General features: G+C 59.4%; 25 protein-coding genes. 8 read left to right on the forward strand and 17 right to left on the reverse strand.

Annotated features, from left to right (window positions below; genetic code table 11):
• Window positions 1-52: 52 nt before the first annotated feature.
• Window positions 53-1,153, forward strand: a complete 1,101-nt coding sequence (locus ACQZ5Y_RS02195) for a hypothetical protein (protein ID WP_065702730.1) — start codon at window positions 53-55, stop codon at window positions 1,151-1,153.
• Here ACQZ5Y_RS02195 and ACQZ5Y_RS02200 read toward each other — a convergent pair.
• The gene (locus ACQZ5Y_RS02200; protein ID WP_174049362.1) at window positions 1,113-1,574 is read right to left on the reverse strand and encodes a DUF1284 domain-containing protein; all 462 of its coding nucleotides are present in this window, start codon (window positions 1,572-1,574) and stop codon (window positions 1,113-1,115) included. The two genes, ACQZ5Y_RS02195 and ACQZ5Y_RS02200, sit on opposite strands and share 41 nt — an antisense overlap.
• A 215-nt stretch (window positions 1,575-1,789) precedes the next feature.
• Window positions 1,790-2,470 carry a GntR family transcriptional regulator gene (locus tag ACQZ5Y_RS02205; RefSeq protein ID WP_013635630.1) on the reverse strand — a complete coding sequence of 227 codons (681 nt, stop codon included), beginning with the start codon at window positions 2,468-2,470 and terminating at the stop codon, window positions 1,790-1,792.
• 191 nt (window positions 2,471-2,661) lie between these two features.
• Here ACQZ5Y_RS02205 and ACQZ5Y_RS02210 point away from each other — a divergent pair, with 191 nt between their 5' ends.
• Window positions 2,662-3,351 carry an HAD family hydrolase gene (locus tag ACQZ5Y_RS02210; protein WP_174049225.1) on the forward strand — a complete coding sequence of 230 codons (690 nt, stop codon included), beginning with the start codon at window positions 2,662-2,664 and terminating at the stop codon, window positions 3,349-3,351.
• Between the two features lie 196 nt (window positions 3,352-3,547).
• On the opposite strand, the gene ACQZ5Y_RS02215 is transcribed toward ACQZ5Y_RS02210, so the two are convergent.
• On the reverse strand, window positions 3,548-4,087 hold the full coding sequence (locus ACQZ5Y_RS02215) for a hypothetical protein (protein WP_003511819.1): 540 nt from the start codon (window positions 4,085-4,087) through the stop codon (window positions 3,548-3,550).
• A gap of 276 nt (window positions 4,088-4,363) precedes the next feature.
• Here ACQZ5Y_RS02215 and thrC point away from each other — a divergent pair, with 276 nt between their 5' ends.
• From thrC to ACQZ5Y_RS02235, 4 genes are read left to right on the forward strand one after another with little or no spacing between them, the layout of a single operon-like run.
• A complete protein-coding gene (thrC, locus tag ACQZ5Y_RS02220; RefSeq protein ID WP_003511817.1) occupies window positions 4,364-5,761 on the forward strand; it encodes a threonine synthase in 1,398 nt (465 codons plus the stop codon).
• Between the two features lie 19 nt (window positions 5,762-5,780).
• The gene (locus tag ACQZ5Y_RS02225; protein ID WP_003511816.1) at window positions 5,781-7,079 is read left to right on the forward strand and encodes a M16 family metallopeptidase; all 1,299 of its coding nucleotides are present in this window, start codon (window positions 5,781-5,783) and stop codon (window positions 7,077-7,079) included.
• 33 nt (window positions 7,080-7,112) lie between these two features.
• Complete coding sequence (locus tag ACQZ5Y_RS02230) at window positions 7,113-7,712, forward strand: GNAT family N-acetyltransferase (protein ID WP_003511814.1); 600 nt, start codon at window positions 7,113-7,115, stop codon at window positions 7,710-7,712.
• Window positions 7,709-10,624, forward strand: a complete 2,916-nt coding sequence (locus tag ACQZ5Y_RS02235; protein ID WP_003511812.1) for an EAL domain-containing protein — start codon at window positions 7,709-7,711, stop codon at window positions 10,622-10,624. Before ACQZ5Y_RS02230 ends, ACQZ5Y_RS02235 begins: the two co-directional genes overlap by 4 nt.
• Before the next feature lie 123 nt (window positions 10,625-10,747).
• Here the strand turns inward: ACQZ5Y_RS02235 and ACQZ5Y_RS02240 are convergent, their stop codons facing one another.
• From ACQZ5Y_RS02240 to ACQZ5Y_RS02250, 3 genes are all read right to left on the reverse strand, one after another.
• Complete coding sequence (locus ACQZ5Y_RS02240) at window positions 10,748-11,854, reverse strand: zinc-binding metallopeptidase family protein (protein ID WP_003511810.1); 1,107 nt, start codon at window positions 11,852-11,854, stop codon at window positions 10,748-10,750.
• A 167-nt stretch (window positions 11,855-12,021) separates the two neighbouring features.
• A complete protein-coding gene (locus ACQZ5Y_RS02245; RefSeq protein WP_003511808.1) occupies window positions 12,022-12,213 on the reverse strand; it encodes a CsbD family protein in 192 nt (63 codons plus the stop codon).
• Between the two features lie 107 nt (window positions 12,214-12,320).
• Window positions 12,321-12,926, reverse strand: coding sequence for a YqgE/AlgH family protein (locus ACQZ5Y_RS02250; RefSeq protein WP_003511807.1), 606 nt, complete (start codon window positions 12,924-12,926; stop codon window positions 12,321-12,323).
• A gap of 162 nt (window positions 12,927-13,088) precedes the next feature.
• On the opposite strand from ACQZ5Y_RS02250, the gene ACQZ5Y_RS02255 reads away from it, so the two are divergent.
• Both ACQZ5Y_RS02255 and ACQZ5Y_RS02260 read left to right on the forward strand, forming a co-directional pair.
• On the forward strand, window positions 13,089-13,937 hold the full coding sequence (locus tag ACQZ5Y_RS02255; RefSeq protein WP_174049224.1) for a protein-disulfide reductase DsbD domain-containing protein: 849 nt from the start codon (window positions 13,089-13,091) through the stop codon (window positions 13,935-13,937).
• Between the two features lie 122 nt (window positions 13,938-14,059).
• A complete protein-coding gene (locus ACQZ5Y_RS02260) occupies window positions 14,060-14,545 on the forward strand; it encodes a peroxiredoxin (protein WP_003511803.1) in 486 nt (161 codons plus the stop codon).
• A 64-nt stretch (window positions 14,546-14,609) separates the two neighbouring features.
• Here ACQZ5Y_RS02260 and ACQZ5Y_RS02265 read toward each other — a convergent pair whose 3' ends face one another.
• From ACQZ5Y_RS02265 to ctaD, 11 genes are all read right to left on the reverse strand, one after another.
• Complete coding sequence (locus ACQZ5Y_RS02265) at window positions 14,610-14,918, reverse strand: Dabb family protein (RefSeq protein ID WP_013635620.1); 309 nt, start codon at window positions 14,916-14,918, stop codon at window positions 14,610-14,612.
• A gap of 128 nt (window positions 14,919-15,046) precedes the next feature.
• A complete protein-coding gene (rnhA, locus tag ACQZ5Y_RS02270) occupies window positions 15,047-15,487 on the reverse strand; it encodes a ribonuclease HI (protein WP_003511799.1) in 441 nt (146 codons plus the stop codon).
• Complete coding sequence (locus ACQZ5Y_RS02275; RefSeq protein WP_003511797.1) at window positions 15,484-16,452, reverse strand: homoserine kinase; 969 nt, start codon at window positions 16,450-16,452, stop codon at window positions 15,484-15,486. The genes rnhA and ACQZ5Y_RS02275 overlap by 4 nt, the downstream gene beginning before the upstream one ends.
• 92 nt (window positions 16,453-16,544) lie before the next feature.
• On the reverse strand, window positions 16,545-17,591 hold the full coding sequence (ispH, locus tag ACQZ5Y_RS02280) for a 4-hydroxy-3-methylbut-2-enyl diphosphate reductase (protein ID WP_019564182.1): 1,047 nt from the start codon (window positions 17,589-17,591) through the stop codon (window positions 16,545-16,547).
• A gap of 63 nt (window positions 17,592-17,654) precedes the next feature.
• The gene (locus ACQZ5Y_RS02285; RefSeq protein ID WP_174049361.1) at window positions 17,655-18,389 is read right to left on the reverse strand and encodes an SURF1 family protein; all 735 of its coding nucleotides are present in this window, start codon (window positions 18,387-18,389) and stop codon (window positions 17,655-17,657) included.
• A gap of 10 nt (window positions 18,390-18,399) precedes the next feature.
• Window positions 18,400-18,786 (reverse strand): DUF983 domain-containing protein, encoded by a 387-nt coding sequence (locus ACQZ5Y_RS02290; protein WP_019564184.1) that lies wholly within the window; start codon window positions 18,784-18,786, stop codon window positions 18,400-18,402.
• A 100-nt stretch (window positions 18,787-18,886) separates the two neighbouring features.
• Window positions 18,887-19,762, reverse strand: coding sequence for a cytochrome c oxidase subunit 3 (locus tag ACQZ5Y_RS02295; RefSeq protein ID WP_003511788.1), 876 nt, complete (start codon window positions 19,760-19,762; stop codon window positions 18,887-18,889).
• Window positions 19,763-19,825: 63 nt separating this feature from the next.
• Window positions 19,826-20,455: a cytochrome c oxidase assembly protein gene (locus tag ACQZ5Y_RS02300; protein ID WP_003511786.1), complete on the reverse strand. Its 630-nt coding sequence runs from the start codon at window positions 20,453-20,455 to the stop codon at window positions 19,826-19,828.
• A gap of 42 nt (window positions 20,456-20,497) precedes the next feature.
• Complete coding sequence (locus ACQZ5Y_RS02305) at window positions 20,498-20,629, reverse strand: hypothetical protein (RefSeq protein WP_013635615.1); 132 nt, start codon at window positions 20,627-20,629, stop codon at window positions 20,498-20,500.
• The gene (locus ACQZ5Y_RS02310; protein WP_019564185.1) at window positions 20,629-21,582 is read right to left on the reverse strand and encodes a heme o synthase; all 954 of its coding nucleotides are present in this window, start codon (window positions 21,580-21,582) and stop codon (window positions 20,629-20,631) included. Before ACQZ5Y_RS02310 ends, ACQZ5Y_RS02305 begins: the two co-directional genes overlap by 1 nt.
• Before the next feature lie 381 nt (window positions 21,583-21,963).
• Window positions 21,964-23,673 (reverse strand): cytochrome c oxidase subunit I, encoded by a 1,710-nt coding sequence (gene ctaD, locus ACQZ5Y_RS02315; RefSeq protein WP_003511781.1) that lies wholly within the window; start codon window positions 23,671-23,673, stop codon window positions 21,964-21,966.
• Window positions 23,674-23,676 lie beyond the last annotated feature (3 nt).

The raw sequence follows: 23,676 nt of genomic DNA on the forward strand, positions 1-23,676 counted from the left end.
CTGTTCCGCATGTCGGTGCTGGCAATACCGGCAACTCAGGGGGTAATCCGCAATGACGTCCGTAACGCGAGTGGCTTCTTTTTCAGTGCATGCCTTTTCCGCGGCTCTTCTTCTGGCGGCGCTACCGTCAAGCTTGGGGGCGCAGGAGCCGGCACCGCTATACAACGTCGTCACCGACGCTGTGCTGTTCGATGGCGGCCCCTCGCTCGGCAACAGCGACAGGGTGCGTTGGGATTTTTACAAGGCTGACCGGGCCGGCGTGCGCAGCGACGTCAATGCCGGCGGCTCCTACGACGCCACCTTCGAAGCGAAGCTGCCGGCGGGCAAATATGTCGGCGTGGCAGCGCTGGGCAACATCCGTCGCGAAATACCCTTCGAGGTGAAGGAGGGAAGCCTAACGAGGCCAAAGGCTAATTTCGACGCGGCGGAACTGACGGTAGTGCCAAAACGCAGCCCCGGCGGCGATGTGGAAAGCCAGGCGAAAACCGAAATCACCAAAGAAGATTTCAAGGACAGCGTTTACGGGCAGAACACGACCTTCGTGCCGGCGGGCGAACTCCTCCTCACCGGCAGCATCGGCCCTGCGCGTGCGCAGGAAACGCTTGCCATCAAGGCGGGCGAGACGATCAGCCACGACCTTGTCATCCCGAGCGGCGTGGTCGTTGCCAAGGCGGCCTATACGGACGGTGGCAAGGCTGTGGAAACGGACGATATCCGTTTCGAAGCGCTTTCAGCCAAGGAGACGCTTGATGGCACGCGCCAGACCATCAACGGTGTTTACGGCACCGGCAAAACCATGGAAATGCCTGCCGGCGATTTCGTGATGCGCGCGCGTCTGGGCAAGGTCACGGTGGAACAGCCCTTCACCGTAACTGCAGGAAAACGCACTGAGATCAACCTCAACCTCGATGCTGGTGTTCTGGCAATCACGGCACCGGGTGCGGAGCGGATCGACATCGTCGAAACGACCAAGGACCTCCAGGGTACGCAAAAGGAAATTTCCGGCCGTTACGGCAACCGGCATCAGGAGACCCTGCATCCCGGCGATTATTCGGTGAAGGTGAGCTACGACAAGAAATCCGGGCGCGAGCCGAAGGAGATCAAGGCGACGGTCAAGGCCGCCGAGAGAACCGAGACGAATGTGCCGGAGTAACAGTAAGCAGCTGCCCGGCCGGGTGCGGCGGCGGCTCGCCAATTTTCACGCCGGTAAATCCTGATGCCGCGATGCGATCGCACAGCCTAATCCACTGGCAGCCGCGACAGGCCTGCCGGATATCTCCGGCAGCGAAGGCCAGACGCATTTTCTCCAGCAGCTCCGGCGTCGCCCGCAGCCGCTTTCCGGCGGTTATTGTCTCGTTCAAAAGCGTTGAAACCGAAAGCCGGGCCGCCTCGTCCCTCTGCACCACGCCCTCGTTGAAACAGTGGGCATGGGTTTCACACAACAGGCCAACGCAGATATCGTCCGGCCCATCGACCAGCTCGATATCCTCTTCGCCGGCGTTCAGCCGAGCGGCGACACGGTCGTAGTTTTCGACAAAACCGGAGGTATATCCCTTCCCCACATAGGTCAGCATACAGAGAAGGTGATGGGGGCGAAGGCGGACCGTCACAGGGCACGTTTCCGATCAAGGAAACAGATCGGCGGACAAAGGAAAAATCCGCTCCGTGATTTCGCCGTATCAGCAGCCATACATGCTCCCTTCACGCACCGCGGATCGTCATCGCGGGCGGATATCGATAACCGACTTTTCCGGCGGAGTCCAAACGAGCCCAGCCAATCGTTCCCGGCCTATCCGACGATGGCGAAGGCATCGTGCACCGAGCCTGAAGGGGTGCGGATTGCCTTGCGGCCGATCCATTGCACATGCCCGTCGAGAATTCGCACCGCCTCCTCGGCACGGCCGCCGCGCAATGCGTCGAGGATCGCGCGGTGATCGGTATCGGTGCGGCGCTCCCATCCGGCCCGCCAGGCGGAAAACAGGAACCGGGCGCTCGCGGCATGCAGGCCGTCGATCGCCTCCATCAGGCGCGGCATGTTGCAAGGCGCCGTGATGAGGCGGTGGAAGCGGCGATTGGCCTCTTCCCAATGCTGCACGTCGACCGCGCTATCGCCTTCGAGCGTGGCGGCCTCCGCCTGGTCGAGAATGGCTGAAGTCATGTTTGGAATGGCGTGGCGCAGCGCCAGAACCTCAAGCGCGGCGCGCATTTCCGCGACTTCGCGCACATCGGCGAGGCCGAAATCCGCGACCCGCACGCCGCGGCGCGGAATGCTGGCGGCCAAGCCCTGCGCCTCCAGCCTGCGGAACGCTTCGCGCACCGGCACATGCGATGCGCCGAATTCGGCGGCGATGTGATCCTGCCTCAAACGTTCACCCGGCGACAGCTCACCGCGCACGATGCGGTCAGCCAGTGTGCGGCTGATGCGTGCGGCAATGGTATCTTCGGGTCTGGTTTTCGCTGTCTTGGGCATAACATCCCATAACGCATCCGGCGCTGATCTGTGTAGCGGTTTTTGCACGCAGGAAACGCGCAAAGCCAAATCCCAGCTATGAGCCGGGCGCGACCGACCCTTGCGGGCCAGCCGGTTGAGCTTGACGCGGACTTGGTCTAAAAGCCCGGGCATCACTTTTTTCCAAGGCAAATCCGATACAGGGAGCGCCCATGAGCGGCTTCGACCTCATTATTTTCGACTGTGACGGCGTTCTGGTCGATTCCGAAATCATCGCCGCACAGGTGGAGTCCCGCCTTCTGACCGAGGCCGGGTATCCGATCTCCGTCGAGGAAATGGGCGAGCGTTTCGCCGGCATGACCTGGAAGAACATCCTCCTGCAGGTGGAAAGCGAAGCCAGCATCCCGTTTTCCGCATCGCTGCTCGACAAGTCGGAAAAGCTGCTCGACGCGCGGCTGGAACGCGACGTGAAGATCATCGAGGGCGTCAAGTTCGCTCTGTCGCGACTGACGACACCGCGCTGCATCTGCTCGAATTCCTCCAGCCACCGCCTCGACATGATGCTGACGAAGGTGGGCCTGAAGCCCTATTTCGCACCGCATATCTACTCCGCCAAGGATCTCGGAGCCGACCGCGTCAAGCCGAAGCCGGATATCTTCCTGCATGGCGCATCCCAGTTCGGCGTTTCACCGGATCGCGCCGTCGTAATCGAGGATTCCGTGCACGGCGTGCATGGTGCAAAGGCAGCCGGCATGCGCGTCATCGGCTTCACCGGCGCATCCCACACCTATCCGAGCCATGCCGACCGGTTGACGGACGCGGGCGCGGAAACGGTGATTTCACGCATGCAGGACCTGCCCGCCGTTATTGCAGCGATGGCGGAGTGGGAAGGCGCTTTTTAATCTCTGGCTTTGTCACAAACGCCACTTCGTCATGCTCGGGTCTGTCCCGAGCATCTGCAACGCGTTGATTTTGCTATACGTGTTTGAATCCTCGGGACGGGCCCGAGGATGACGTTGCGTATGAGCCATTGGTTGTTTGCGATCTGCCCGAAAGCCCGCAACAGCAGCCTCCGGTTTTTACATTTCGCCCGTCAAATCACCGGCGCTTGGTCTTGGCCTTTGCGCCCTGCTCGGCAAAACCGATATAGACACTGACCGACCTCGGTGCGCCGCCCGGTCCGTTGGGAATGGCGACATGATCGTTGTTGAAGATGAACTGCGTGCCGGCACCGCCTGCAGCAACGTCGATGGCGAAATTGGTCGTTTCGCCGTAAATCTCGCCGTCGCCGTCCTTAACGGTGACGCGGATCGGTACGGTCACGCGGCCGGGCTTCGACATCGGGCCGGGAACGAGACGGCCCTGGGCCAGCACGTTTACCGTCAGCGTGGTTTCGTTCGCGGTGCACGAGCGCGTCGTGTCTGACAGCGAAACCTGATAGGCGAGTTTCTGCGGATCGTCCTTTGCGCCACCGGCATAGACGCGGTGGACGGCATTGGCGTCGAGAACCGTGACCGTCGGGCAGTTGGCCTGCACCACCGGAGCAACGGCATTTGCCTGCGCCGCCGGAGGGTTGACGGCAAGCGAGTCTGACGGATTGGAGGAATTGCATCCTGCAACAACGGCCAGAAGCGACATCGCGGCGGACAAACGCAAGAAATTCCCTGACACTCTTCTAATTCCCTCTCCATTGTCCCGGAACCGAACCGGAGACGCTGTTTATTGACCTTTCACGCAGGTTGGCGATGGTCTATAGCAGCGACGCCGGAAAAAATCGATTGGCATGTTTGGTTTTGCTTGAATTTTCAAAAAAGCCCTTCATTACCTCGCCAATCGCCTCATTCCGGCGGGATGCTGCTGATAAAGAGCCGGTAACGGCAACGGACAGACCGGTAAACGACAAGGGACTATCTCGTGAAATATGTATCGACCAGGGGTGCGGCCCCTTCGCTTGGTTTCTGCGACGCGCTTCTGGCGGGCCTTGGCCGTGATGGCGGGCTTTACGTGCCGCGCGAATGGCCCTCCATGTCGAAAAAGGAAATCCGCAACCTGCGCGGCAAGTCCTATCAGGACATCGCGTTTGAGGTTCTCTACCGTTTCACCGGCGGTGAAATTCCGGCCGACAAGTTCCGGGCGATGATCGACGACGCCTATGCGACGTTCCGCCATCCGGCCGTAGCACCCCTGACGCAGACCGGGCCGAACACCTTCGTGCTGGAGCTTTTCCACGGCACCACGCTTGCCTTCAAGGACGTGGCGATGCAGCTTCTCGCCCGCCTGATGGATTATACGCTGGCTGAGCGCGGCGAGCGCGCCACCATCGTCGGCGCCACCTCCGGCGACACGGGCGGCGCAGCCATCGACGCCTTTGCCGGGCGCGAGCGCACCGACATCTTCATCCTTTTCCCCAACGGCAAGGTCTCTCCGGTGCAGCAGCGCCAGATGACGACCTCCACCGCCTCCAACGTGCATGCGCTGGCGATCAACGGCAATTTCGACGATTGCCAGAACCTCGTCAAAGAAATGTTCAACGACGCAAAGTTCCGCGACGGCGTCAAGCTTTCGGGCGTCAACTCCATCAACTGGGCGCGCATCATGGCGCAGGTGGTCTATTATTTCACGGCGTCCCTGTCGCTCGGCGGTCCCGACCGGAAGATTTCCTTCACAGTTCCAACGGGCAATTTCGGTGATATCTTCGCCGGTTACGTCGCCAAGAAGATGGGCCTGCCGATCGACAAGCTTGTCATCGCCACCAACGACAACGACATTCTGGCGCGCACGCTGAAGACCGGCCGTTACGAGATGCGCGGCGTCACCCCCACCACCTCGCCCTCGATGGACATCCAGATCTCGTCCAATTTCGAGCGGCTGCTGTTTGAAGCCTATGGCCGCGATTCCGCTGCGGTAAAGGCATCGATGGATGGCCTCAAGCAATCCGGCGCGTTTGAAATCCCGCCGCATGCGCTGAAATTCATCAAGAAGGATTTCCGCGCCGGCCGCGCCACCGAAAAGCAGGTGGCGGCGACGATCCGCGATACGCTTGAGAAAACCGGTTACCTGATCGATCCGCATACGGCGACCGGCGTTTTTGTGGCGGAAAAACACGAAAAGGCATCAAGCCCGATGGTTGTCCTGTCCACTGCCCATCCGGCTAAATTCCCGGCCGCCGTAAAATCCGCTTGCGCAATCGACCCGGCGCTTCCAGTATGGCTAGCTGACATTATGAACCGGGAGGAGCGTTTCGACATTCTGGACGCAGAGCTGAAGACGGTGGAAACCTTCATCGGCAGCCACGCACGCGCCGGCAAATAGAGACGCGGAAAGACTTGATATGAGAGTTAATGTGACCCGGCTTTCGTCCGGGTTGACCGTTGTCACGGAAAGAATGCCGCATCTCGAAAGCGTTGCTCTTGGGGTGTGGATCAAATCCGGGTCCCGCAACGAGACGACTGCCGAGCACGGCATCGCCCATCTTCTCGAGCATATGGCCTTCAAGGGTACGGCGCGCCGCACCGCCCGGCAGATCGCCGAAGAGATCGAAAATGTCGGCGGCGAAGTCAACGCCGCGACATCGACGGAAACAACTTCATACTACGCCCGCGTCCTGAAAGACCACGTTCCGCTCGCCGTCGATATTCTTGCAGACATCCTGACGGAGTCGCTGTTCGACGAAGACGAGCTGGAGCGGGAGAAAAACGTCATCCTCCAGGAAATCGGTGCCGCCACCGATACGCCTGACGATGTGATTTTCGACAATTTTTCCGGCGTCGCCTATCGCGACCAGACCATCGGTCGCCCGATCCTCGGCACTCCGGAAACCGTGCAATCCTTCACCAGCGCCCAGATCAGGCATTATCTCGCCCGCAACTATACGACGGATCGCATCTTCGTCGTTGCAGCGGGTGCTGTCGACCACCAGAGCTTCGTGAAGCAGGTGGAAGAACGTTTTGCCTCGCTGCCGCAGCTGCCGGTCACCACGCCGGTTCTCGAAAAGGCGATCTATACCGGCGGGGAAATCCGCGAGACCCGTGACCTCATGGACGCGCAGGTGCTTCTCGGCTTCGAGGGCAAGGCCTATCACGCCCGCGATTTCTACTGTTCGCAAATTCTCGCCAATATTCTTGGGGGCGGCATGTCATCGCGCCTGTTCCAGGAAGTGCGAGAGTCCCGCGGCCTTTGTTATTCCGTTTATGCCTTCCATTGGGGTTTTTCCGACACCGGCATTTTCGGCGTGCATGCGGCGACCGGCGGCAACGACCTGCCGGAACTGATGCCCGTCATCGTCGACGAGTTGCGCAAGTCTTCCCAGACCATTCATCAGGAAGAAATCGACCGCGCCCGCGCACAAATCCGCGCGCAACTGCTGATGGGTCAGGAAAGCCCGGCAGCCCGTGCCGGCCAGATGGCACGGCAGATGATGCTTTACGGCCGACCCATCCCCAATGAGGAGATGATGGAGCGCCTGAACGACATCACGCGGGAACGCCTGACCGATCTTGCAGGACGGCTGTTTTTCGATACAGTTCCGACATTGTCTGCAATTGGCCCGCTCGAACAGCTGCCGCCTCTTTCAGACATTACTGCCGCGCTTTCCGCGCAGCAGCCCGCAAGGATAAAGGCGAACGGCTGAGGGTTGCGGTTTCTTTCCGTACAGGGATGGTGAATGCTGCGTTTTCTTTCCCGACATAACGACACCCCGGAACTGCGCAGCGCCAACCATCTTCTCAGACTGCCGCGCTATGGCGATTTCAAGCAGTGGCACGTTCTGCGCTCGGAAAGCCGTCAGTTTCTCCAGCCATGGGAACCCACCTGGCGCCCGGACGAACTGACGGAAGGCTCCTTCCGCACGCGTGTGGTGCGCAACGGCCAGGAGTTTTCCTCCGGCACCGCCGTGTCGTTTCTGCTATTCGAGAAGGAGACGTTGCTCGTTGGCGGCATCACCATCGGTTATATCAGGCGGGGTGCTGCACAAAGCTGCATGATAGGATATTGGGTGGGCGAACGCTACGCCGCGCAAGGCCATATGTCTGCCGCATTAAAATTGGTAATACCCTATATCTTCAACGGACTTCAGTTGCACCGTATTGAGGCAGCCTGTATTCCGGAAAACTTCAAAAGCATCCGGCTTCTCGAAAATGCCGGGTTCCAGCGGGAAGGCCTCTTGCGGGAATATCTGAAAATCAACGGCCAATGGCGGGATCATACGATGTTTTCCCTTCTTGCCGACAAGCAAAGCTCCAGTGGAACGAAGTACGATACATGACTTACACTCACTCTGCGCCGTGCCTGTCGAAACGTCTGGCGGCAATTGCACTGGCTGCGCCGTTCTTCCTGTTTTTCCTGCTTTTTTCGTCTCTTTCCTACGCCTTCGAGCCGGTGAAGATTTCCCGTGACGATACGGCGCTCGATCTCACCGCGACAACCGATATCTATGCCAATCAGGGTGAAGCCTTTCAGGTCTCGACCGCGCCCGGTCCGGATGGCATCCGCCGCCGTATCGAGGTGCGCGCCAGCTCCACCGACCATCAGGGCGACTGGGCCGTCTTCGCGCTCGCCAACGTCTCGGAAGAGCAGCTGGAGCGCGTTATCGTCGCACCGCATTTCCGTCTGGTGAATTCCAAGCTATTCTGGCCCGATCTCGGCTCGCAGCGCATCATCGCGATCACACCGAGCGAAGGCTTTGCGCTTGACCGGCAGCCAAGCCCGGATGCCGACGTGTTCCGCATCACGCTCAATCCCGGCTCCGTCATCACCTTCGTCGCCGAGCTGTCGACACCGCAATTGCCGCAGATCTATCTGTGGGAACCGGAAGCCTACAAGGATACGATCAACGCCTTCACGCTCTATCGCGGCATCGTTCTCGGCATTGCCGGCCTGCTGGCCGTGCTCCTGACCATCCTGTTCGTCGTCAAGGGAACCTCGGTTCTGCCGGCGTCGGCCGCGCTCGCCTGGGCGGTGCTCGCCTATATCTGCGTCGATTTCGGCTTCCTTGAAAAACTCATCACCGTCACATCCAGCGATCAGCGAATATGGAGGGCGGGCGCCGAAGTGGCTCTCGCCTCCAGCTTCGTGGTCTTCCTGTTCACCTATCTCAATCTAAACCGCTGGCACGCGCATCTGGGTTATGCGACCTTTGCCTGGGTGGTGGGGCTGGCGCTGCTGTTCGGCGTCGCGATTTACGATCCTTCGGTCGCCTCCGGTATCGCGCGCGTCTCCTTCGCGCTGACGGCGACGGCCGGCATCGCACTCATCATCTATCTTGGCTTCAACCGTTACGACCGGGCGATTTTGCTCGTTCCGTCCTGGGCGCTCATCCTCGTCTGGTTGTTCGGCAGCTGGCTGACGGTGACCGGACAATTGGACAACGACATCGTTCAGCCGGCGCTTGGCGGCGGGCTGGTGCTGATCGTGCTTCTGATCGGCTTCACAGTCATTCAGCATGCCTTTGCCGGCAGCGCCTATCAGCAGGGCCTGTTTTCCGATCTCGAACGGCAATCTCTCGCACTGACGGGCAGCGGCGATACCGTGTGGGACTGGGACGTGACGCGCGACCGCATCGTCACCACACCTGACATTTCCAACCGTCTGGGGCTGGAGCCCGGCACGATGCATGGTGCTGCGCGCAACTGGCTGCCGCGCCTGCATCCTGACGATCGCGACCGGTTCAAGGCAACGCTCGACGTGCTGCTCGACCATCGCAAGGGCCGCCTCAATCACGAATTCCGCATTCGCGCTGAAGACGGACATTTCCATTGGCTGCAAATCCGCGCCCGCCCGGTTCTCGGCTCCAACGGCGAAATCATCCGCTGCGTCGGCACCATCACCGACATCACCGAGCAGAAGAACTCGGTGGAGCGGCTGTTGCAGGATGCGATGAATGACAATCTGACCGGGCTACCAAACCGGCAGGTCTTCCTCGACCGCCTGCAATCGATCCTCAACCTCTCCCCCGAAAGCGACGGCGTGCGCCCGACGGTGATGGCGATCGATATAGACCGTTACAAGCTGGTCAACGATACGCTCGGCATTGCTGCAGGCGACAATATTCTCATCGCGCTGACACGGCGGCTGCGCCGCCTGTTGAAACCGCAGGATACGCTGGCGCGCCTCGGCGGCGATGAATTCGGCCTGATCCTGACCTCGGAGCGCGATCCGCAGCGGGTGGCCGATTTCGCCGATGCGGTGAACAAGGCAATCATGGTGCCGATCAATTTCGCCAATCGCGAAATCATCCTCACCGCCTCCATCGGCCTCGTTTCATGGATCGACCAGCAGGAAAGTGCCGCAGGTCTCTTGAGCGATGCGGAACTGGCGATGTACCGCGCCAAGCGCGCTGGCGGAAACCGCGTCGAGCCGTTCCGTCCCGCTTTCCGCACGTCCGGCACCGACCGCCTGCAAATGGAAAGCGATCTTCGCCGCGCCATCGAGCGCAAGGAGCTGTCGCTCGCCTATCAGCCCATCGTCAAGCTTGACGATGGCGCGCTGGCCGGTTTCGAGGCGCTGATGCGGTGGGAACACCCCAAGCGCGGCAACATTCCGCCAAGCGAATTCATACCCATCGCGGAAGCCTCCGGTCTGATCGAACCGCTCGGCATGTTCGCGCTGGAAAGGGCAGCGACTGACCTGATGGACTGGCAGCATTCCATCGAGAAGATGCCGATCTTCATCTCCGTCAATATTTCCAGCGCGCAATTGCTGAATAACGAACTGTATAACGACGTGCGCGGCATGCTGACGCGAACGCGCTGTAATCCGCAGCAGCTGAAGCTGGAGCTGACGGAATCCGTGGTGATGGAGAACCCGGAACAGGCGCGGCTGGTGCTTTCCAAGCTGAAGGAAACGGGCATCAGCCTCGCCATGGACGATTTCGGCACCGGCTATTCGTCACTTGCCTATCTCACCCGCTTCCCCTTCGACACGATCAAGCTCGACAAGGCACTGGTGGCCAATACCAGCGACAAGCGCAACGTGCTGCTGCGCTCCGTTATCGCCATGGCGCGCGCTCTCGATATGCAGGTGGTGGCGGAAGGCATTGAAACGCCTGAGGATGCGGCGGAACTCTCACGCATGAACTGCCATTTCGGCCAGAGCTTCCTGTTCGGCACACCGGTTTCCGGCGATGCGGCGCTGAAACTTCTGCGGGAGCGGTTCCAGCCGACGAAGCGAGCTTCGTAAGAGGTATTGGAATATGGGGTGGTAAACGGCTACTCCATCCACCGCCGTCATTCCGGCATTGAGCCGGAATGACGGGAGAAGGAAACGACGCGTTTCCTGACTACGACTTCTTGTATCTCGTATTCACTGCGCCATCGAGAACTGCTGCATCTGCTGTTGAGGCATCGCGTCGATCCTGCCGTGTAGCAGGTCGTGGATGAATTCCATCTTGCTCACAACAGGCGGGGCCAGCACGAAGGGATAAAGGTCCGCCTCCCCCATGCTGCGCTGGATCGAGTTGATGGCGACGCTGAGCGGAATCCAGGCCTTGACCAGTTGTGCGGCGCTACGGGCATTATAGGGATCGAAAGTGACCTCCGCCGCCATTTCCTCATGTCCATCGGGGTCTATCGCCACGCCAAAGGCGCGCGCGGTTTCCAGCGTATCGACGATGTGAAGATAATGCGCGAAACACTCGGCAAAATCCTCCCAGGGATGCACGGAGGCATAGGCGCTTATGAAGGTTTCCTGCCAGTTGGGGCGCGGCCCCTGCTCGTAGTTGCGCTGTAGCGCGGCGGCATAGTCTTCGCGCTCATCGCCGAATACCGCGCGGCAGGCCTCCAGTCGGTTCTCATCACGAACCAGCTTGTTCCAGATGAAATGCCCGACCTCATGGCGGAAATGGCCAAGCATGGTGCGATAGGGCTCGTTCATGTTGGCGCGCACCTGCTCGCGCGTAGCATCATCCACCTCTGCCGCGCGAATGGCGATCAGGCCCTCGTCGTGGCCGGTCATGGCGGGAATGACGGAACCGTCAGGTGCGACCTCGTCGACCAGAAAGTCGAAGACTAGCCCGCCGACAGGATCGGCATCGCGGTTGGGATGCGGCAGGCCGAGACGCAATATCGAATAAAACAAATGCCGCTGTGCCTGGCTGATGCCGCGCCATTGTTCGATACCCTTATCCGTCGCGATATTCGGCACGAGACGGTTATGGCTGCAGGCCGGGCAAAAGGCGTTCTGGCTTTCCGCCGGCACGGACCAGTTGCAGATGTCGTTCACCTCATTGGCGCAGAACCGCACCTGTCTTTCCGGCTGGGCCACGAGTTGCCAGTTCGGCTCACCCGCAGGCGCCAGCGCTTCCATGGAAAGGCGCTCCGGCACGAAGGCCAGACGATGGCCGCAGGAGACGCAGAAACGATTGTCGAAGTGGACGGGCTGGCCACAGGAAGCGCAGGAGAAAAGCTTCATTCATGAAACCCTTGCGATGGATGAATTGGGTGAAGGCGAATATGAGAGACCAAGGTGCAAGGCGTAACAAACCCGCCCTTCAGGCCTCCAGACGACAAGAGCGCATGTGCGATAACACATGCGCTCCAAAGCACCGCATCAAAGACACGGGAGCCCGTCAGGTGGCATTACATACGATCAACGACACCCTTGACCGCATCCTTGGCCTTGCCGACGTTCTTCTGTACCTTGCCTTCGGTTTCCTGAGCGGCACCCTTGGCGCGCAGCTCGTTGTTGCCGGTTGCTTCGCCGACGTTTTTCTTGACCTTGCCAGCAACTTCCTTGGCTGTACCGGCGATCTTGTCTGATGTGCTACCCATGTTACTGCTCCCTAGTTGAGCCGTACTGTCTGTGCGGCTTTCGGGATTGTTAACGTCAGGGATTGGGATTGGTTCCAGCAGTCGACAAAAGGAGCATCACGAAAAAATCAGGCGTGGCCGGCTTCCGCAGAAAGCATGCGAGCATCCACACCCATAAGCGCAAGCGCCCGCTCGTATTTGTTGTCCAGTCCACGGTCGAAAATCAGCTCTTCCGCCGCCGGGCAATTCAGCCATCCATTATTGGCGATCTCGTTTTCCAGTTGACCCGGACCCCAGCCGGCATAACCGAGCATCATGGTAGCCTTTTGCGGGCCGCGACCGTTGGAAATGGCGCGCACGATATCCAGCGTCGCCGTCAAGGAAATGTCGTCGCTGACCGGAATGCTCGATTCACTTAAATAATCATCGGAATGCAGCACGAAACCCCGGCCGGATTCGACCGGGCCGCCGCACTGGATCGGAAATTCCCGGGTGCGGTTGGGCAGCATGATGGCGTCGTTGCTGTCCACCAGCTTCAGATGCAGCAGAATATCCGTGAAGGTGATCTGTTGCGGCCGGTTGATGATGAAACCCATGGCTCCGGCATCCGAATGGGCGCAGATATAGACCACCGAACGGGCAAAATTGCCATTGTCCAGCCCCGGCATCGCAATGAGGAACTGGCTGTCAAAAAAGCCACGTTCGCGTTTGTCCATCAGGGTTGAAAAGCTCACCGGCGCCTCCAGCTTGCCGAATTCCATCATTGAACGGGAAAGCGGCGTTCGCACTTCGACAAAGCACAGGATGCGGCATCGCGCCCGATCAATCAACCGAAAATGATGAACCGCACGAATTCGTAACTGGTCCATCAGGCGATGTTGGGTTAGACGGAAAGAATGAGCGTCAGGACATTCTTTCGATTTTCACATCTTCGCCTCGCCGTTGCCTTCGCCGCCCTTCTCGGTAGCGGGCAAGTAGCGCAGGCCGAAATTACCGACTGGGCGAGAAGTGAAGGCGGCCAGATGCGTGTGGCAAGCCTTGCCATGGATGCGGACGGCGTGGTGCGCGGCGTGTTGCAGATCGAGCCGAAAGACGGCTGGATAACCTATTGGCGCGAACCGGGCGAAGCTGGAATACCGCCCAAGATCACGCTTGATCCGGCAAGCGGTGTAAGCCTGACATCGATGGCCTATCCCGTTCCCAAACTCATCGAGAACGGCGATATCACCGATATCGGCTACGATCACGCTGTTAGCATTCCCTTTCAGTTGAAAGCCGTGGACGCCAAAGCGGGAGGCAATATCGACCTCACCGCCTTCATCGGCGTCTGCCAGAATATCTGCATTCCCTTTGAGGCGACGTTTTCGATCAGCCGCGACAATGCGGGCGATGACGACCACGAAGAGCGGCGATTGCTGGAAGAGGCGCGCGAGACGCTGCCAGAGGCTGCGTCCGACGATTTCAAGGTTGTCGATTTCCACATCACGCCCGACAAGACCATGCTTGGCGTGCAATTGCAGCTGCCGGAAAACGCGCCGAAGGAGACCGAGATATTCATCGCCGGCCCCTCCGGTTTTGCCTATTATGAGCCGCAGAACCTGGTGCGAGACAAGCGCAAGCTCTCCTTCTACATGAACATCAAGGGCTTGCCAAAAACCTATCAGGTGCAGGGCAACAGCTGGCCTATTCTGGTCAAATCCGGCGATCGGACCATGGAGACCATGCTCAATTTTCCAAAGCCCTGACCGTTCAGGCGGCATATCCCGAACGGCTGTCTCAGCCATGTAATTTCCCGCGAAAACCGTATGACAGTTTTCTTTTCCTTGCTCTATAGTCGCGCGAACCAAACGGCCATAGGAGCATGGACATGACTATCAAGATCGGCGAAAAACTGCCTTCCGCAACCTTCAAGGAAAAGACCGCCGATGGCCCGGTGGAAACCACCACCGATGCGCTTTTTGGCGGCAAGACGGTGGTTCTTTTCGCCGTACCCGGCGCTTTTACTCCCACCTGCTCGCTGAACCACCTGCCGGGCTACCTCGAAAACCGCGACGCCATTCTCGCAAAGGGCGTGGATGACATCGCCGTCGTTTCCGTCAACGACTGGCACGTCATGGGCGCATGGGCACAATCGTCCGGCGGCCAGGGCAAAATTCACTTCCTCGCCGACTGGGACGCCGCCTTCACCAAGGCGCTCGGCCTCGATGCCGACCTCTCCGGCGGTGGCCTCGGCGTGCGCTCCAAGCGCTATTCGATGCTGGTGAAAGACGGCGTGGTTACATCGCTCAACGTGGAAGAAAATCCCGGCCAGGCGACGGTCTCGGCCGCTGCAGCGATGATCGAGCAGCTTTAAGCCACCTCTCTGTCGTCGCGAATGAAGCACAGTATCCATTAAAGGGCGGTCAAACCGCCCTTTTTCACACGTTCATATCAAACACCAGAAGCCCGGCCAGACCGCCATCGGTCAGCGAGACCAGACGTTGACCGACTTCCATGTGCTGTGGGTGCGCCAGATATTCGTCGCGGGCTTCCGGGCTGTCCAACGTCACGATGAAGCCATCGACGAAACCGCCATTCAGGCCTTCCGGCGAAACGTTCTGGCCGTATTTCACGTCGATTATGCCGGGTATCACGTCCTTGAGGGCCGCAATTGCCTCAAACACCGCGTGTTTTTCAGAGGATGCCGTTGCAGCCTTGAACCGTAGAAATACACAATGCAGGATCATCTGAATGTCTCTCCTCCGCTGGAACATCGTCCAACTGTTTGACGACAAGATAGATCGGGTTTCAGTTTTCACAATCCCTTATCACGGTTGGGCCGGATCAGGGCCGAATGGAAGAAATCAGTCTTCCGTTACCGGCGTTTGAAAGGCTCCATGCCCTTGCGTGCCAATTCGTCGGCGCGCTCGTTTTCCGGGTGGCCGGCATGGCCCTTGACCCAGTGCAGCGTCACTTTATGGCGCTCCTGCGCAGCCTCCAGCGCCTGCCACAGCTCCACATTCTTGACCGGCTTGTTATCGGCGGTTTTCCAGCCCTTCTTTTTCCAGCCGAAAATCCACTTGGTGATGCCATCCTTGACATAGGCGCTGTCGGTATAGAGATCGACTTCGCAGGGACTTTTCAGCGCGTTGAGCGCCGAGATGGCCGCCAGCAGTTCCATGCGGTTGTTGGTGGTATCAGCCTCGCCGCCGGACAATTCCTTTTCGGTCTCGCCATATCGCAGCACTGCACCCCAGCCGCCCGGACCGGGATTGCCGGAGCAGGCGCCGTCGGTAAAGATATCGACATGTTTCATTCGCCAACCAGCCCGTATTCGGCGACATGGCTGATCGAGCGGTGGAACCGCAGCTTGCGCAGATATTCCAGCGGGTCTTTCTTCACCACCAGCGCGCCCGCCGGCGTCGTCAGCCAGTCATAGAGGCGGGTCAGGAAGAAGCGCAGCGCCGAGCCGCGTGCCAGAAGCGGCAAGGCATCCAGTTCCGCCTCGCTCAACGGGCGCACTGACTGGTAACCTTCCAGCAGCGCCTTGCCCTTGGTGACGTTGTACGCACCATCCTTCTCGAAGCACCAGGCATTGAGGCAGATCGACACGTCATAGGCGAGCAGGTCGTTGCAAGCGAAGTAAAAATCGATGAGGCCGGAAAGCTCGTCACCGAGGAAAAAAACGTTGTCCTGAAACAGGTCCGCATGGATGACGCCCGCGGGCAAATCCTTCGGCCAATGGGCGGCGAGATAATCGATTTCCGGGCGGATCTCTTGCTTCAAGCCCTTCTCCACCTCGTCGGCGCGGTCTTCAGACTTGTCCCATAGCACCTTCCAGCCATCGACGGAGAGTGCATTGGGGCGCTTGATCTCGAACCCCTCACCGGCCAGATGCATGGCGGCCAGCGCCTTGCCGACTTCCCGGCAATGTTTCGCTTCCGGTTTTCGCAGCCACATGCCTTCAAGGAAGGAGATCAGCGCCGCTGGGCGACCGGACAATTCGCCCAGCAGTTCCCCGTCCTTGCGCGGCAGCGGCAAGGGGCAGGACAGACCCTTGGCGGCCAGATGCTGCATGAGACCGAGGAAGAACGGCAGATCGGATTTTTCCACGCGCTTTTCGTAAAGCGTCAGAATCAGCGGATCCTTCGTCGTATGCAGCAGGAAATTGGAGTTTTCAACGCCTTCGGCAATGCCCTTATAGGATGTGAGGCTGCCAACGTCGTATTGTATGAGGAAATTCCTCAGATCATCTTCGGTGATGTCCGTATAAACTGCCAATTTCAAATCTCTTGATGAAGGATGGAGTGAAAATCTGAAGAGGGGATGACATATGCGCGGTGGGAACCACTCACATATCTCGCCATCCCGGTCTAGGCGCCAGTGGCGGCTTTCGGTGGCAGGGCATTGCTGGCATTGCCATTCACGAAAGCCATGTCGTCCGTCGTCAGCTCGATGCTGCGCAGTTCGCGGTTGACGAGGAAATGTTCCGTTTCCTCCACCGTGACGGCCAGATCGAGCGTCGTATCGAAACGCGCCTTGAAGGCTTCGATGATCTCATCAACGATGACCTCCGGCGCAGAAGCGCCCGCCGAAAGACCGACGGTGCGGATATCGCCGATCGCATCCCAGTCGATTTCCGCCGCACGCTGCACCAAAACTGAATGTTTGGCGCCAGCGCGCAGCGCCACTTCCACCAGCCGCTTCGAGTTTGACGAATTGGGCGCGCCGACCACGATGAAGAGATCGCAGCCGGGGGCCGCCTGCTTCACCGCATCCTGACGGTTGGTGGTGGCGTAACAAATGCTGTCGGCGGCGGGCGCCTGAATGGCCGGAAAACGTTCCTGCAACCGGGCAATAACGCCTGCGGTATCATCGACAGACAGCGTTGTCTGGGTAACGAAACCGAGGTTTTCTCGGTCCACCGGTTCATAGGTGCCGGCATCCTCCACCGTCTCGACCAGCGAAACGGTACCTTCGGGCAGCTGGCCCATGGTGCCGATGACCTCAGGGTGACCGGCATGGCCGATCAACACGACATGACGGCCGAGGCGCTGGTGGCGCATGGCCTGCTTATGGACCTTGGAGACCAGCGGGCATGTGGCATCGAGATAAAACAGGTTGCGCGCCTGCGCATCCTCCGGCACGGATTTCGGCACGCCATGGGCGGAAAAGACCACCGGCTGCTCACGATGCTCGGTGGGGATTTCGTGCAGTTCCTCGACGAAAATAGCGCCCTTGGCTTCCAGCCCCTCGACCACGTATCGGTTATGGACGATTTCGTGGCGGACATAGACCGGCGCGCCATAGGCTTTCAGCGCCAGCACGACGATCTGGATCGCCCGGTCCACGCCCGCGCAAAAGCCGCGCGGTCCGCACAGCCTTATCGTCAAAGGGGGTTTGGAAACGGCGATGTTCATTCGTGCTCCTTGGCGTGCTCCTTGCCCTTGCCCGGTAGCCAGCCTTACCGGACAGGGCGCGCGTTATTCACCTTGCGCCTTACCGTTCCGGAAATAGGCAAAACCGGCGACGATGACAAGGGCCGCCGCCAGACCATACCACGTTATCGCATATTGCAGGTGATTGTTGGGCAAATCTATCAGCGTCACGCCGCCCTGTGGCCAGCCGCCGGGGTTCGGCGTATCGTCGGCATCCACGAACAGGTTGACCAGCCTGTTGGGCGGGATATCGGTGCTCGACGCCATGGCCGCCAGATCCTTCCAGTAGAAGATGTTCTTGGCGATATCGTTATCCGGCAGCAGGGAAGACGGTTTTGCAACGAGCGGCGCGCGCGCCAGCCCCTTGATCTCCACCTCGCCAGCAATCTGCCCTTCAGGCCGCTTCGTTGCCTCCTTCATCTCAAACGGCACGAAGCCGCGATTGACGAAGAGGATGCGGCCATCGGCAAGCGACAGCGGAGTATAGATGTAATAGCCGGTTCTGCCCTGATGGGTGGCGAAGAAATGCCGCTCGCGGGCATGATCGAAAACGCCGGAAACGTTGACCCTGCGATATTCAATTTCGCCGCCGCTTTTGGCAATGACCTCGATCTGCGAGAGCGTGGCCGGACTTGCGTTGCGCCGCGCCTCGATATCGGCAATCAGCGCTTCTTTCCAGTAAAGCCGCTTCACCTGCCATGTGCCTAGCCCGAGAAGGATGGCAAGTGCCAAAAGGACGAGCGGCGCGGCAAACCAGATGCGTCTTTCCGCCGCCTTCATGTGGGAAACCTCATTCACGATCAAGCCTGCCTTCGCTTGCATTGTTGCGGTATTGCAGCGCAATCATGATGCCCTTCATCTTGCGCAGCAGCACGAGGGAGACGATCACCGCAAAAGGCAACCAGAGCATGACATGCACCCAGACGGGCGGCGCAAAACGCTGATCGAACCAAAGCGCCAGCCCGACGACAAGGAAACCGACGATCAGCATGACAAAGACGGCCGGGCCTTCACCCGCATCGGCAAAGCCGTAATCCAGCCCGCAAGCACTGCATGCGGGTTTCGGGGTCAGGAAGCCGTCGAACAGCCTGCCATTGCCGCAACGCGGGCAGCAGCCCTTCAGCCCGACTTTTATTGGGTCCACCGGCGCAAAGCCGCCGTTTCCGGGTTCAGACATGATGGCCTCCCGCCTTGGGCCGGTTAAACCTCCGTCCGGCCCGCCTGTTTAAACACAAAGGGCGGCAGATGCCGCCCTCCGAGTCAGAAAACAAACCGCATCACTCCGCCAGCGGCGCGCCCCAGCCGCCCCAGATGTAGATCGCGAAAAACAGGAACAGCCAGACGACGTCAACGAAGTGCCAGTACCAGGCAGCCGCTTCGAAGCCGAAATGCTGTTTCGGCGTGAAGCCGCCGGCAATGGCGCGCAGCAGGCAGACCAGCAGGAAAACCGTGCCGACGAAAACGTGGAAACCGTGGAAGCCGGTCGCCATGAAGAAGGTCGCGCCATAGATCGAGTTCTTGAAGTCGAACGGGGCGTGCATGTATTCGTAAACCTGCACGGTCGAGAACAGGACGCCGAGCGCAACGGTGAGGACGAGACCGGTGATCAGCCCCTTGCGGTCATTGTGCAGCAGGGCATGGTGCGCCCAGGTGACGCAGGTGCCCGACAAAAGCAGGATGACGGTGTTGTAGAGCGGCAGGTGCCAGGGATCGATGACCTCGATGCCCTTTGGCGGCCACTGACCACCGGTATATTCGAGGCGGGACGCCTGAATGGCCTCGTGCGGATAAAGGCTGGCATCGAAATAGGCCCAGAACCACGCCACGAAGAACATCACCTCAGAGGCGATGAACATGATCATGCCGTAACGCAGGTGAAGCGAAACGACGCGGGTGTGGCTACCCTCATTGGCTTCCTTGATCGTGTCTGCCCACCATGCGTACATGGTGTAAAGCACGATGACGAGACCGATATAAAACAGCCAGGGATTGGCCAGTTCCATGCCGAACAGCTTGAAGGAGCCAGCCGACAGGTAACGCATGTAACAGACGCCGCCAAAGGTCAGAATGAAGGCGCCGATCGAGGCCAGAAGCGGCCAGGGGCTTGGATCTATGATGTGGTAGTCGTGGTTCTTCTGATGCGTATCTGCCATGTGTGACAATCCCCTGGTATCTCTTCCCAGACCCGGCCCTGCTCAAAAGGCCCGAGTCTCCTCTCACAATTTGCTTTCGCCAGATTCAGTCTTTACCGGCAAGGACGCAACCGGTTTTTCGGTTTTGGCCGGATAAAACGTATAGGACAGCGTCAAAGTATGAATGTTCTTCGTTTCGCGCGCCGTGGCGATATCCGGATCGATGAAAAACACCACCGGCATTTCGAGCGTTTCGCCCGGCTGAAGCGTCGTTTCGGTGAAGCAGAAACACTCCACCTTGTTGAAATAAGCGCCTGCTTCCATGGGCGTGACGTTAAAGACCGCCGTGCCCGTGGTTGCCACCGCTGAGCGGTTCGTCGCCTTGAAATTGATCTGCACCGTCTCGCCGATTTTCGGCGTGACCAGCTTGTCGACCGGGCGGAAATCCCAGTTGAGGCCATTCGACGTATTGGCGTCGAATGTGACGTTGATAGTCTTGTCGAGAATGACGTCGGAATATTGCTCGACGCGCTGGGTCGTGCCGTTATAGCCAGTGACGCGGCAGAACAGGCTGTAGAGCGGAACGGCGGCATAGGCCATGCCGATCATAGCGCAGAAAAACACGAGACAGAGCACGAGGATGGAGCGATTGCTCACCCGCTGCGTGCCGGCGGTTGCCTTGTCTGCCCCGATATTTGCCCCAGTATTCGCCATGTCCCCCTCCTATCCTCCGATCATGCCCTCATTGTCAGGCCGTCAATGCGAACCGATCTTGATGATGGTGATGACGTAAAACAGCACCACCAGACCGGCGAGCAAGACGCCGAGCGCGACGTTGCGCCCGCGCCTCGATTTTTTCTGCGCCGCGCTCAGTTCCACGGTTTCCATCAAAAAACTCCCGAAATCACGGCTTTCAGTGCCGGAGCGAAATGATCGGCCAAAAGGCCGGAGAAGATGGCGAAGAGGTAAAGCACCGAATAGGCGAACATCTTCTTGGCGGGCAGCATTTTTTCGTCACCGTCAGGCATGCGCCGGACATCGAGCGAACAGTAAACGAAGATCACACTCAGCACGGCGGCGAAAATGCCATAACCGAGGCTCGCCAGACCGGTGAAATACGGCGCGACCGCAACTGCGGCCGTCAGCACCGCGTAAACGATCATCTGGTTCTTGGTGGAGCGCTCGCCCGCCACGTTCGGCATCATCGGAATGCCGACGGAGCCGTAGTCGCGCATCTTGAACAGCGCCAGCGCCCAGAAATGGGCCGGTGTCCACAAGAAGATGATGAGGAAGAGAATGACGCTATCAAGCGAGACGCCGCCGGTGACGCAGGCCCAGCCAAGCATGGGCGGGAAAGCGCCGGCAGCACCACCAATGACGATGTTCTGCGGTGTCGAGCGTTTCAGCCACATCGTATAAACGACGGCGTAGAAGAAAATGGTGAAGGCGAGCAGTCCGGCGGAGAACCAGTTGACCGCAAGGCCGAGGATGACCACCGAAAAGGCCGATAGCGTCAGCCCGAAGGCCAGGGCCTCGCCAGGTGCTACGCGGCCGGACGGGATCGGCCGCTTGGCGGTGCGGCTCATCACGGCGTCGATATCTGCATCGTACCACATGTTGAGCGCGCCGGATGCGCCGGCACCGACGGCAATACAGAGAATGGCGATGAGGCCGAGGACCGGGTTGATGTGGCCCGGCGCCAGCACGAGGCCCGCAAACGCCGTGAAGACGACGAGCGACATGACGCGCGGTTTCAGCAACTCGAAATAATCGCGCGCGCCGGCTTCCGAAAGTTCGGAGCTTTCCAGGCCAAGCATTTCGCGATTGTCGATGACGGTCATTTCGTATCCTGTTTTTCTTCAGATGCCGCTTGCCGCGGCATCCCTTGCACCAGCCCGAAAACAGAGTGTCGTTTTCGGCGTGCACGGTGCGTCAATTCATTGGTCCGAACGTTCCGGCACGAGCAGCACCGGGGTCAAAGACCCGATGCCATGCGCCTGGCATATCGCCACGCCCGTTCCGTCGCCCTGCTGCGTCTGCCCATTCATAGTGGCAGTACTTGGCTTTTATCATGTCGCACGAAAAGCTTCGCTTGGACAAAATGCCTCACGCAGCAGCAGACTCCGTCCGCCTCAAGGGAAACGGCGCGGATAAGCCCACACCATCCCCTCTTTTCAGCTTCCGGAGTTCGCAAGCCCTGCCTGCGCACTCCGGTCCGGCATTCAGCGAATGCGCGGAAGCTGTTCCCACTGGTGGTATGGCGGCGGAGAGGACAGCTGCCATTCGAGCGTCGTCGCACCTTCACCCCAGGGATTGTTGCCAGCGATCCGCTTCTTGGCGAAGGCTTCCCAAACACCGAAGAGGAAGATCAACACGGCAACGGCCGAGATATAGGAACCATAGGAAGACACCAGGTTCCAGCCGGCATAGGCATCGGGATAATCGATGTAACGACGCGGCATGCCGGCAAGGCCGAGGAAGTGCTGCGGGAAGAAGATCAGGTTCACGCCAACGAACATCACCCAGAAGTGCAGCTTGCCGATGAACTCGTTGTACATGTAGCCGGTGATCTTCGGGAACCAGTAATACCAGCCGGCGAAGATCGCGAAGACCGCGCCGAGCGACAGAACGTAATGAAAGTGCGCCACGACGTAGTAGGTGTCGTGCAGCGAACGGTCGAGACCGGCATTGGCGAGCTGGACGCCGGTAACACCGCCAACCGTGAACAGGAAGATGAAGCCGATTGCCCAGACCATCGGGGTCGAGAAGGTCAGCGAACCACCCCACATCGTCGCGATCCACGAGAAGATCTTGATACCTGTCGGCACCGCGATGACCATGGTTGCGAAGACGAAATAACGCTGCGCTTCCAGCGAAAGGCCGACCGTGTACATGTGGTGCGCCCACACGATGAAGCCGACAGCGCCGATGGCGACCATGGCGTATGCCATGCCGAGATAGCCGAAGACCGGCTTCTTCGAGAAGGTGGACACGATGTGGCTGATGATGCCGAAGCCGGGCAGGATCAGGATGTACACTTCCGGGTGGCCGAAGAACCAGAACAGGTGCTGGTAGAGGATCGGATCACCGCCGCCTTCCGGCGAGAAGAATGCCGTGCCGAAGTTACGGTCGGTCAGAAGCATGGTGATGCCACCAGCCAGAACCGGCAGGGAAAGCAGCAGCAGGAATGCGGTGACCAGAACCGACCAGGCAAAAAGCGGCATCTTGTGCAGCGTCATGCCCGGAGCGCGCATGTTGAGGATGGTGGTGATGAAGTTGATGGCGCCAAGGATCGAGGACGCGCCGGCCACGTGCAGCGAGAAGATCGCAAGATCCACCGCCGGTCCCGGCATGCCGTTGGTCGAAAGCGGCGGATACATGGTCCAGCCGCCACCCACGCCGTAACCGCCCGCCGGACCTTCGACGAAAAGCGACAGGAGCAGCAGGATGAACGCCGGAACGATCAGCCAGAAGGAAATATTGTTGAGGCGCGGGAAAGCCATGTCAGGAGCGCCGATCATGATCGGGATCATCCAGTTGGCAAAGCCGCCGATCATCGCCGGCATGACCATGAAGAAGATCATGATGAGCGCGTGCGCTGTCGTGAACACGTTGAACATGTGCTTGCCGCCGTCGATGGCAGCATCGCCCTCGAAGCCGTAAACCATGGAGGCCAGACCGTGGAAGATCTGGATGCCCGGCTCCTGCAGCTCCATACGCATGACAACCGAAAGCCCACCACCGATGATGCCCGCCATGATGGCGAAGATCAGGTAGAGCGTGCCGATGTCCTTATGGTTGGTCGACAGGAACCAGCGGGCGAAAAAGCCCGGCTTGTGGGAATGATCATGCGAATGATCATCATGCGCGTGCCCATCATGAGCGGATTGACCATGCGAGTGATGATCGTCGTGTGCGGAAGGTCCAGCCATTGT

The sequence above is a fragment of the Agrobacterium sp. A3-95 genome (genome assembly GCF_053521785.1).

Coding starts and splice junctions, on each gene's coding strand:
- ACQZ5Y_RS02195 (WP_065702730.1), top strand. CDS start 53: ATGACGTCCGTAACGCGAGTGGCTTCTTTTTCAGTGCATGCCTTTTCC.
- ACQZ5Y_RS02200 (WP_174049362.1), bottom strand. CDS start 1,574: ATGCTGACCTATGTGGGGAAGGGATATACCTCCGGTTTTGTCGAAAAC.
- ACQZ5Y_RS02205 (WP_013635630.1), bottom strand. CDS start 2,470: ATGCCCAAGACAGCGAAAACCAGACCCGAAGATACCATTGCCGCACGC.
- ACQZ5Y_RS02210 (WP_174049225.1), top strand. CDS start 2,662: ATGAGCGGCTTCGACCTCATTATTTTCGACTGTGACGGCGTTCTGGTC.
- ACQZ5Y_RS02215 (WP_003511819.1), bottom strand. CDS start 4,087: ATGTCGCTTCTGGCCGTTGTTGCAGGATGCAATTCCTCCAATCCGTCA.
- ACQZ5Y_RS02225 (WP_003511816.1), top strand. CDS start 5,781: ATGAGAGTTAATGTGACCCGGCTTTCGTCCGGGTTGACCGTTGTCACG.
- ACQZ5Y_RS02230 (WP_003511814.1), top strand. CDS start 7,113: ATGCTGCGTTTTCTTTCCCGACATAACGACACCCCGGAACTGCGCAGC.
- ACQZ5Y_RS02235 (WP_003511812.1), top strand. CDS start 7,709: ATGACTTACACTCACTCTGCGCCGTGCCTGTCGAAACGTCTGGCGGCA.
- ACQZ5Y_RS02240 (WP_003511810.1), bottom strand. CDS start 11,854: ATGAAGCTTTTCTCCTGCGCTTCCTGTGGCCAGCCCGTCCACTTCGAC.
- ACQZ5Y_RS02245 (WP_003511808.1), bottom strand. CDS start 12,213: ATGGGTAGCACATCAGACAAGATCGCCGGTACAGCCAAGGAAGTTGCT.
- ACQZ5Y_RS02255 (WP_174049224.1), top strand. CDS start 13,089: ATGAGCGTCAGGACATTCTTTCGATTTTCACATCTTCGCCTCGCCGTT.
- ACQZ5Y_RS02260 (WP_003511803.1), top strand. CDS start 14,060: ATGACTATCAAGATCGGCGAAAAACTGCCTTCCGCAACCTTCAAGGAA.
- ACQZ5Y_RS02265 (WP_013635620.1), bottom strand. CDS start 14,918: ATGATCCTGCATTGTGTATTTCTACGGTTCAAGGCTGCAACGGCATCC.
- rnhA (WP_003511799.1), bottom strand. CDS start 15,487: ATGAAACATGTCGATATCTTTACCGACGGCGCCTGCTCCGGCAATCCC.
- ispH (WP_019564182.1), bottom strand. CDS start 17,591: ATGAACATCGCCGTTTCCAAACCCCCTTTGACGATAAGGCTGTGCGGA.
- ACQZ5Y_RS02285 (WP_174049361.1), bottom strand. CDS start 18,389: ATGAAGGCGGCGGAAAGACGCATCTGGTTTGCCGCGCCGCTCGTCCTT.
- ACQZ5Y_RS02290 (WP_019564184.1), bottom strand. CDS start 18,786: ATGTCTGAACCCGGAAACGGCGGCTTTGCGCCGGTGGACCCAATAAAA.
- ACQZ5Y_RS02295 (WP_003511788.1), bottom strand. CDS start 19,762: ATGGCAGATACGCATCAGAAGAACCACGACTACCACATCATAGATCCA.
- ACQZ5Y_RS02300 (WP_003511786.1), bottom strand. CDS start 20,455: ATGGCGAATACTGGGGCAAATATCGGGGCAGACAAGGCAACCGCCGGC.
- ACQZ5Y_RS02305 (WP_013635615.1), bottom strand. CDS start 20,629: ATGGAAACCGTGGAACTGAGCGCGGCGCAGAAAAAATCGAGGCGCGGG.
- ACQZ5Y_RS02310 (WP_019564185.1), bottom strand. CDS start 21,582: ATGACCGTCATCGACAATCGCGAAATGCTTGGCCTGGAAAGCTCCGAA.
- ctaD (WP_003511781.1), bottom strand. CDS start 23,673: ATGGCTGGACCTTCCGCACACGACGATCATCACTCGCATGGTCAATCC.